9 protein-coding genes are annotated in these 9,732 nt (G+C 42.5%); 2 read left to right on the top strand and 7 right to left on the bottom strand.

Annotated elements, in window-relative coordinates:
* From H5202_RS14345 to H5202_RS14315, 7 genes are all read right to left on the bottom strand, one after another.
* On the bottom strand, positions 1-380 hold a 380-nt coding region (locus H5202_RS14345; protein WP_182772673.1), incomplete at its 3' end, for a hypothetical protein.
* A gap of 108 nt (positions 381-488) precedes the next feature.
* On the bottom strand, positions 489-1,475 hold the full coding sequence (moaA, locus tag H5202_RS14340; RefSeq protein WP_182772672.1) for a GTP 3',8-cyclase MoaA: 987 nt from the start codon (positions 1,473-1,475) through the stop codon (positions 489-491).
* Positions 1,476-1,483: 8 nt separating this feature from the next.
* Complete coding sequence (locus tag H5202_RS14335) at positions 1,484-3,301, bottom strand: bifunctional molybdopterin-guanine dinucleotide biosynthesis adaptor protein MobB/molybdopterin molybdotransferase MoeA (protein WP_182772671.1); 1,818 nt, start codon at positions 3,299-3,301, stop codon at positions 1,484-1,486.
* Positions 3,302-3,318: 17 nt separating this feature from the next.
* The gene (gene mobA / locus H5202_RS14330) at positions 3,319-3,909 is read right to left on the bottom strand and encodes a molybdenum cofactor guanylyltransferase MobA (RefSeq protein WP_182772670.1); all 591 of its coding nucleotides are present in this window, start codon (positions 3,907-3,909) and stop codon (positions 3,319-3,321) included.
* Complete coding sequence (locus tag H5202_RS14325) at positions 3,893-4,642, bottom strand: energy-coupling factor ABC transporter ATP-binding protein (RefSeq protein ID WP_182772669.1); 750 nt, start codon at positions 4,640-4,642, stop codon at positions 3,893-3,895. The genes mobA and H5202_RS14325 overlap by 17 nt, the downstream gene beginning before the upstream one ends.
* Before the next feature lies 1 nt (position 4,643).
* On the bottom strand, positions 4,644-5,351 hold the full coding sequence (locus H5202_RS14320) for an ABC transporter permease (protein ID WP_011639327.1): 708 nt from the start codon (positions 5,349-5,351) through the stop codon (positions 4,644-4,646).
* Positions 5,348-6,112, bottom strand: coding sequence for a substrate-binding domain-containing protein (locus H5202_RS14315; RefSeq protein ID WP_443019412.1), 765 nt, complete (start codon positions 6,110-6,112; stop codon positions 5,348-5,350). Before H5202_RS14315 ends, H5202_RS14320 begins: the two co-directional genes overlap by 4 nt.
* Positions 6,113-6,465: 353 nt before the next feature.
* Between H5202_RS14315 and H5202_RS14310 the strand changes: the two genes are divergently transcribed.
* Positions 6,466-7,854, top strand: a complete 1,389-nt coding sequence (locus tag H5202_RS14310; RefSeq protein ID WP_182772667.1) for a sigma-54-dependent transcriptional regulator — start codon at positions 6,466-6,468, stop codon at positions 7,852-7,854.
* A 56-nt stretch (positions 7,855-7,910) separates the two neighbouring features.
* Positions 7,911-9,732: sensor histidine kinase (locus tag H5202_RS14305; RefSeq protein WP_182772674.1), on the top strand; the 1,822-nt coding region annotated here is incomplete at its 3' end.

Genomic DNA, 9,732 nt, shown 5'->3' with positions numbered 1-9,732 from the left:
CTGGACGATTGCAACAAACCTTCATTTGGGAAATAGCGCCATAATTGTGTCGTTTGCATATTATCGATGGCAATAGACAGTGTTTGCTCTTTAAGGCTATGTTCAGGCTGATTTTTTAATGGTGAAACACTAATATTTTGCCACGATAAAGCCCATTGCTGACAATTGAGTACCTGCGAATGACACTGCCACTGGCCGTCTTGTTGGCTTAACCAAATACCATCTAATTGTAATTGTTTCAACGGCAGCTGCGGATCAAATAAAGGCACAGTATCATCCGGAACATTGACGGTTTTATCATTGATAAAAGACAACACCACAATCATAAACACACTGGCACCAATAATAATATAGTTCCAATTTTTGCGTGACAGGGCCATAAATCACCTTAATGTGAATAAAAAGACTATCTTAAACTGGCAATGTTATGCACTAGTTTGAAGCGGTAAATCATGGCATAAGTGTACCACTGACGATAGCAAAAACAATTAGCCGCCAGTGGCATTCATAAAGCGAAGTATTTGTGGAGCAGTGTCGAGATTAAAGTGGTGAGAGTGCGGCTTGTATTGCATTCCATCTGTAATGGCTTGTTTAAGACGTTCAATGTCGGCGGGGAATTGTCGCACAATTGATTTTAAATCAATGGCATTTTCATTTCCTAAGCATAATAATAATTGCCCTTCAACGGTTACTCTTACCCGATTACATTCATGACAAAAGTCATTGCTGTGTGGCGATATAAATCCGATCCGAATCGTGCTGTCGGCCATTTTTACATATCGAGAAGGGCCGCCAGTGCGCTTAGAGGAAGCGATTAAGGGATAGCGTGTTTCTATAATGTTTCGGACTTCGTCACTTGAGCAATGACGACTACGATGGCGATCATCCATGAGTCCAAGTGGCATCTCTTCAATGAAAGCGATATCGAGTTGACGTTGGCGACAGAACTCAACTAAATCTAATACTTCATGATCGTTTTGTCCGCGCAAAATGACCGCATTGATTTTGATGTTACGAAAGCCAGCCGCTATTGCGGCATCAATGCCAGCGATGACACGTTCTAGTTTTCCGTTACGGGTTAGCTGCGCAAATACATCGGGATTTAAGGTATCGAGGCTGATATTCAATCGGCTAAGGCCATTATCAAACAGCGGCTTAGCGAGTTTAGATAATCGAGATCCATTAGTGGTCATAGAGAGTTCTTCCAGTTGAGGCAATTTTCTCAATAATTTGACCAATTTGTCACAATCAGATCGCACTAGTGGCTCGCCACCGGTGAGGCGTATTTTTTTTACCCCAAGCTCAGTAAAAGCTTGGGCTATCCACGATAATTCTTCCAAACTCAGCACATGTGATTTAGGTAAAAAAGTCGGATCTTCGCTCATGCAATACACACAGCGAAAATCGCAACGATCGGTTACCGATAAGCGTAAATAATCTACTTTCCGCTGAAAGTTGTCGATAAGTTGGCTCATATCAACACTTACAGTAAATCAGCAAAGGGTTGAATAAACACAGACTCGCCAGCAGGTATGGTGGCAGTATCATCACCAATGACAATTAAACAATTAGCGCTGACCATTGAACTGAGCATGCCAGACCCTTGCGCACCTGTGGTACTTACCTTGATTCGGCCATCTGAGCCAATAGTATAAATACCGCGTAAAAATTCAGTACGCCCCGTTTTACTGCGTAATGCATGCTGGGCAATGGCTGGAATAAATTGTGGCTGCCAGTGAAGTTCGCCAGCCAATTTACGAATAGCAGGTTGCACAAACTGTAAAAATGCCACCATAACTGCGACAGGATTACCCGGTAAGCCAAAAAATAGGCTTTGGTCAATATTCCCTACTGCGAGAGGGCGACCTGGTCGCATGTTAATTCGCCAAAATTGAGTGTTGCCCACATTGGCGAGTGCCGTTTTAATGTAATCGGCATTACCCACAGATACGCCGCCAGAGCTGATGACGATATCTGCTTGCTCTGCCGCACTGCGTAACGTCGCGGTGAGTATGTGTTCATCATCTTCAATAATGCCTAAATCGATAACCTGACAACCGAGCTTTTTAGCCATCGATAATACGGTATAGCGGTTTGAGTCATAAATGCAGTTTGGTTTGAGTGTTTGACCAGGTTGGCTAACTTCATCACCAGTTGAAAATACCGCAACGGTTGGGCGCTTAAACAAAGGTAGTCGATCAAATCCAAGTGATGCTAGTAGGCCTAGTTCAGCAGCACCTAAGCGTTTTCCTGCCGCTAAAGCGACGTCACCGCTAGCAATATCTTCACCCGCCAGACGTACATGCTGACCTTTAACGATGTGCTCATGCTCAAGAAGGGTTAACAGGTTATCTTGTTCGTTTGCTAGCTCTCGTGGCTGAATGGTGTCAGCGCCTTTTGGCACTGTTGCTCCGGTCATAATGCGCACGGCTTCGCCGTCTTGCAGCATATTGGGGTAATGATGTCCTGCTAATACTTCAGCCACAACTTTAAGAGGCTTATTAGATAAGTTACTAAACGCAAAGGCATAACCGTCCATTGCTGAGTTAGTTTGTTGAGGTACGTTTATTTCAGAAATAATATCATGTGCCAGTACGCGATTATCAATATCGAAAAGACTGACTAATTCAGTGTCCACAATAGGGGTCACTTGGCTTAACACCGCCGCAATGCCTTGGGATACACTAATAGCGTTTGGACTGTTTTCGGTATCGTCCATTTGAGCTGCTTTGCTCGCATCAATCGGCAAGCTGACCTCTTCTGCCTGCCAATTTTGTTGATAGTGTTGTACAAAATCAGCAATTTGCGCCACGTTGTTTAAATCTAAGCGCGTTAATGAATCAGGTACTGTAGTTTCATCACAACAGGCAATCGCAACGATATTGTCATCATGTATATGAATCAAAGGTTTATTGTGTGCTGCGCGGTGTAATTCAATTTTAGGTAATGCCAGCTTCTTAAAGCCTTCTACCAGTACGATATCGACTTTGTCTGCTTCAATTTGACGCAGTAAATGTTGTAATTGTGGGTCGTCATCGACAGGGTCTTCAGTCATTAATGCCCAGCGTACATGAGACGCCACCAATACTTGCCTTGCCCCAGCTTTGCGCATTTCGAAACTGTCTTTACCCGGAACATCAACATCAAAATTATGATGTGCATGCTTAATAACGGCTAAACGTAAACCGCGTTCAATTAAGGCAGGAATAAGCTGTTTAAGTAGAGTGGTTTTACCCGTGCCACTGTATGCACAAAACCCTAAAACGGGAATAGGCAATGGGTTAGAAAATAATGCTGTCATGAAGTACCTCTACTGAATTACTTGGCAATTTGCGCTGCTAACTGCTGTTTTTGTTCTGGTGTATTAATGTTAACGAATGCATTGGGTTGGTCGGCAAAACTTTCTACTGCCACTTTATGTTGGCGGTACCAAAAATCAATTTTGCGCTCTCCTGCATCTAAAAAAGCCTGCATCGATGCTGCTAGATGTGGTTTTAGCAATAACACTACGGGTTGCTCATACTCACCATCACTGGCAACAGCAAGGTCGGCCTGTTGTTGCTCTAATGCAGCTAATAATCTTGCGGTTAAGTCGGTTGGCAACATAGGACAGTCACAAGGGACCACCAGTAAATAATCAGCTTGAGTCTGTTTTAAGGCTGTAACCATTCCAGCTAAAGGGCCTAAATAGCCGCTGTCTTGATCGCTGAAAACGGTGTAACCCCATTGCTCATATTGAGCCTGGTTTCGATTGGCGTTAATCAGGATCTGATCCACTTGAGTCGACAGCTTATCAATAGTATGACAAATCATCGCTTGGCCATTGAGATCGACTAAGCCTTTGTCATTGCCGCCCATCCGTCTTGCCATGCCGCCAGCTAAAATCACCGCATCAATTTGTGGTGCCATAATGTAATTCCGTTGTGTGGGTATCATGTAAATCATCTGTTTGAGGTACATGAATACTGGTATGAATTGTGCGCTGCTTTATATGCCAATGTTGTTGACACAACGCGGTCAGGCCACAAGTTTGATGGCTGCTAATTAGCAGTCCTGTGCCGTCTTGTTTTAGTTGATTAATCATCGCGAGAACCAAGCGCTGTGAGTGTTTGTCCATATTCGAAATCGGTTCATCAAGCATTAATAATTTAGGTTGTGCAATCCAAGCTCTGGCAATGGCAAGACGCTGTCGCTCACCACCCGACAGGTCGCTGGCATTATGATTCAGTAAATCGGTGAGTTGAGCCATATGAATGGCTTGTTTAATCCGTTTCTTACGTTGTTCTGGCGATAAAGCCCGCTGATCTAAGGCGTAGGTTAAGTTGTACTTTACTGAGCCTTCAAAAAGATATGGATGTTGATGCAAATAAACCGCTTTACCTAAAAGAGATGACGGTCGCCACCACGTTTGAGGCGCAAACCCCTGGCTGGTGATCTTACCTTGATTTGGTTTAATTAATCCCGCGAGGAGTTTCATTAAGGTCGATTTACCCGAACCATTGTCACCTTGCAGGTAAATGACATCACCTTGACTAAAATGCAAATTGTCTGCGCTAAAGAGTATCTGCTGATTAAAAGATATCAGTAGATTTGTAGCATGAATACTGGCTAAAGAAGTGTCAGAGCCATGTGATAATGTCATCTTAATGACTCCTTGGGAGGGCTTTGCCTCGCAATGAACCTAAGATGAAGTTTAACACTACCGCTAATATTAATAAGACTAATCCTAGCGCGATAGCTTGTGCAAAATCGCCTTTACTCGTTTCAAGTGCTATTGCCGTGGGGATATTACGGGTGACATTCATAATATTGCCACCAACCATCATAGAGCAACCCACTTCAGTTAAAATGCGACTAAACGCTGCGATAATGGCGAGCAGTAAGGGGCCTCGTAGTTCACGACATAAGGTCCAAACCGCGCGTAGCCATGAGGCTCCTAATGTACGAGATGTTTCCCACGCTCTACGATCTACACTGGCAAAAGCGGCCTGTGACAATGCGATTAATACTGGAGCACAAATTAACATCTGGCCTAAAATCATTCCTTTTTGGGTGAATAGCCACTTTAAATCGCCTAAGACACCATTGCGAGTTAACAATAAATACACTAATAAACCAATCACTACAGTGGGAATAGATTGCAATGTTTGCACTAAGTTAGTGACAATCCAGCGGCCTCTAAAATGACTAAATGCGAGGATAAAACCTAACATCATCGACGGAATGATGGTGATCAATAGCGCGGCAAAAGACACCGAAAAAGAGATGTTAATAATTGCCCATACATGTGGGTCAAAAGATAGCAGCAAGCTAAATGCTTGCTGCAATAGGGCTAACCAGCCGTCACTCATTTTTTATAGGTTGCCTTAAACAATTGCTCTCCTTGCACTTTATAATTATTGAGCATAGTTTGTGTTGCTGGGCTGATAAACCAATCGCTTAATGCTCTTGCCCCTTTATGATTCAAGTCTGGGTATTTTGTAGGGTTGATCAAAATAATTTGGTAAGGGTTAGCTAATTCCGCGCCACCTTCAAAACTAATATTAAGGTCTAGCTTAGCTTTATAAGCAATAAACGTACCGCGATCCGCTAAGGTATAAGCCTGAAACTCATTGGCCATTAATAAGGTTTTACCCATGCCTTGGCCAACTGAGGTATAGCCAGCAAATTCAGGTTTAACGCCTGCATCTTTCCAAATGGCTAACTCTTTCATATTAGTACCAGAGTTATCACCACGAGAAATAAATTTACTTGGTTTATGAGCTATTTTGCTAAATGCTTCAGTGGCATCTTTGCTCGACTTGAGCCCAGCAGGATCATTTTTAGGCCCTAATACAATGAAATCATTTTCCATAATACCGCGAGGCTCAATGCCGTCACCGTCAGCCACAAACTTAGCTTCGGCCGCTGGAGCATGAGTCATAACAACGTCAACATCTCCCTGACTTGCAAGCTTCAATGCTTTACCTGTACCCGTAGCAATCACTTGTACACTATAGCCTGATTCCGCTTCAAATTTTGGTAACAGCGCCCCAAGTAATCCTGAGTTTTCAGTACTGGTTGTGGTCGCTAACTTGATCACTTCATTTGCGAGTGCAGTTTGGCTGAACATTGCTCCGCTGAGTACAGATGCCGCCAACAGAATACTAACGCTTGCTTTGAGTTTTAACATTACCGCTCCTTGATATATTAACAATCATGATGTTTATACTGAATACTTGTACAAAACATTAAGCCGTTTTGCTTAATTACCAATGCAATAAGCAAGTTAGATGCCAAGCAGTGTTAATGCAAATACAGTTCACGCATAAAATCGAAACTGTGAACTTGCTCCCAAGCTTTAATCATTTATGTTAGACAAATTGTCCCACGATCACTTTTCTGTGGTTCATAGTGACCAAGTGATGTGATTTCGATGATACAGTGTTAAAAAACGCGTCAAAATGTCCAAATAAGAGTCCATTTATGAGTCCAGATGAACATATCTCCCCAGTAAGCAAGACTACTATGTCGGTTCTTATCGTTGATGATGAGCCCGGTATGCGTAGTTTTTTGATGAAAGCCTTGGCAAAAAAGTTTGCCTTGGTAGAAACCGCCTCCACAATAGCCCAAGCAGAAGAGTTGCGCAGTCATGGCCACTTCGATTTATTGATTGTCGATATTAGATTGCCCGACCGCTCTGGTATCGAATGGCATGAAGCGTTAGATGATCCCGACCGTCAATCAGATATCATTTTTATGACCGGTTATGCAGACATGGACGTGGCAATCAAAGCATTACGTGCTGGTGCCTCTGATTTCATCATGAAACCGTTTCATTTAGAACAAATGATAACTGCCGTTGACCGCTGTATCGAGAAACGATTACTAAAGCGTGAAAACTTTATGTTAAAGCGTGAGTTGTCGCATGGGCAGTCATCCACCATTATCGGTAACAGTGAAGCCATCCGCGATGTAAAAGAAGTCATCGAACGCATCGCACCGACAAACGCAGTAGTGTTAATTGAAGGCGAATCTGGCACAGGCAAAGAGCTGGTGGCCAGACAATTACATCAACAAAGTGGCCGAAGTGGTGCATTTGTTCCCGTAAACTGTGGTGCCATTGCCCCAGAATTATTAGCCAGTGAACTATTTGGCCATACAGCGGGCGCATTTACCGGGGCTAAAGGTAATCGTGAAGGGTTATTTAGTTATGCCTCTGGTGGCACGATATTTCTAGACGAAATTGGCGAAATGCCGATGAACATGCAAACTGCATTACTGAGAGTGCTTGAGCAACGTGCTATCCGTCCTGTCGGAAGTGAAAAAGAAATCGACATAAATGTGCGCGTTATTGCAGCCACTAATCGTTTATTAATTGATGAGGTTGAAGCGGGTCGTTTTAGTCGTGACTTATTTTATCGCTTGAATGTATTGAATATTGTTATCCCATCTTTGCGCTCTCGGCCAGAAGATGTTGTTGAGCTTACTCATTATTTTACCTTGCAGTTATCACAAGAGCTGGGTATTAAAAATGTTATTTGGAGCCATGAAGACTTACAAGTGCTTCAACAGCATGATTGGCCTGGTAACATTCGAGAGCTACGTAATATGATTGAACGTTGCATTTTATTAGGTAAACCGCCTGCTGAATATTGGAAAAAACCGGTGTCAGTTACCATTAATGATGCGATGGGCTACCCGCTAAATTGGCCATTAAAAGAAGTTGAAAAACAACATGTCACCAAAGTGGTCGATAGCCATAGTGGTAATAAATCTGCTGCAGCGCGAGATTTAGGTGTGTCTCGAAAAACCTTAGACAGAAAATTTAAAGATTGGCTAACCAACGATAAACAAGGTCTTGAGGAAGAATAAAAGTGGTGCACTCTACTGGTATTTTTACGCGAGTTTTCGGTCTTAGTTGGCAGCAAATGCAGGCCAAAGTACGTTATCGAATTTTGTTTTTGACATCATTACCTATTTTATTAACCTTAGTTAGCTTGGTATTTATTACCATTTATTGGAATGTGATATACACAGGCAACCAATTGTTTATGAAGGTAAAGGCTGACTTGATTGTGGCTAATAGTACCTTAGTGCAAGTGCAGGAACGCCAACAAGATAAGCTCGACTCGATAAGTAAATCATGGGATTTTCAACATGCATTTAGGTTACTTAAACACAGCGAGCAACAACCTAATCCGAGTGCGATTAGTGCGTTAAATATTCTATTGGTAGAGCAGCAAAAAGAATTAGGATTAGACTTTTTACGTTTAATTAGTGTTGCCGATGCCGCTGGAGATCCTGATTTACGTTTGATGTTACACCAAACTAAACAGAAAGTTTTTTCGGGTTTAATGGTCGTGCCTGCCAAACGTCTCGAAAGAATCAACTCAAGTTTAGCAAAACAAGCTCAAATAACGCTAATTCCGACATTGCATGCAAAAAATCCTAAGCAAAGCATGGAAACCCGTGGTTTATTAAGTCGAACGCTACTGCCAATAGCCGACCGGTCGGGAAATGTGTTTTGGTATTTAGATGGCGGAATGTTGTTTAACCACAATACCGACATAGTCGATACTATTCGTGACTTAGTATACGGTAAAGGTACACTGCCTGAACGTTCAATCGGTACAGTAACCCTTTTTTTAGATAATATTCGCATTAGCACCAACGTGCCGATGGAGTTGTTTCCAAAAGACAATAACAAACCCAATAGAGCATTGGGTACCTTAGTGTCAGATGAAGTTTATCAGCAAGTACTCATTGAAGGCGAAACGTGGATAAATCGTGCTTTTGTCCTTAATGATTGGTATATCTCCGGTTACCTACCTTTACTTGATGTGCGAGGTAAAAGGATTGGGATGGTGTATGTGGGTTTTTCTGAGTCGCCTTTTTTACATAATTATTTACTCAATATAATCGAACTCGGCACCATTTTAGTTTTCGTGTTATTGATTTCAGGATTTTTGGTTTATCGCGGCGCAAATAGCTTACTTCAACCTATTGAATATATTCACCAGGTTGTTACCGCAGTTCAGTCAGGTCGAAATATCAGAATTGGTAAATTAGACATGAATGGCGATAACGAGTTAGCGCATTTGGCCGAGCAATTTGACCGAATGTTAGATCAGTTGCAGCGGCGTAATGCTCAAATTCAAGCGGCAGCAGAGCAGCTAGAAATTAAAGTAGAACAACGTACCCGCAGCTTGCAAGATAAAACAGAAGAGCTCGAACGCAATGTTGCGTTATTGCATGCCACCAGACAGCAACTCGTGACTAACGAAAAACTCACCGCACTAGGCGAGTTGATCGCAGGTATAGCCCACGAAATAAATAACCCTACTGCTGTTATCTTGGGGAACATGGAGCTATTAAAATACGAGCTTGGTGACAATGCTGCAATAGTCGAAGAAGAAATTGAATTGGTTATTCAACAGGTCGGTCGGATAACGACTATCATCCGTAGTCTGCTGCAATATAGCCGTCCTGGTGAGTTTAATGCGCCGATAACATTACAACCTGTGACGCCAATTGTTGAAGAAATGCTGTTATTAGCTCGCCACTCTATTGAGCAACAAGAAGTGAAGTTGATCAAGGAGTTCACAGCTACAGGTTCTGTTGAAGTTAACCGACCTCAATTATTACAAGTACTGATTAACTTAATGGTTAATGCTGCCCATGCTATAGAGAATAAAGGCCGGATTTGGCTACGAACATACGATTGGCTTGAAGATGGCAAAGCTATTGGGG

Origin of the sequence: Shewanella sp. SG41-4 (genome assembly GCF_014164505.1) — a bacterium.
Taxonomy (GTDB): Bacteria; Pseudomonadota; Gammaproteobacteria; order Enterobacterales; family Shewanellaceae; genus Shewanella.
Note: the sequence above shows the minus strand (reverse complement) of the source record. Positions and strands in the feature narration are given on the sequence as shown.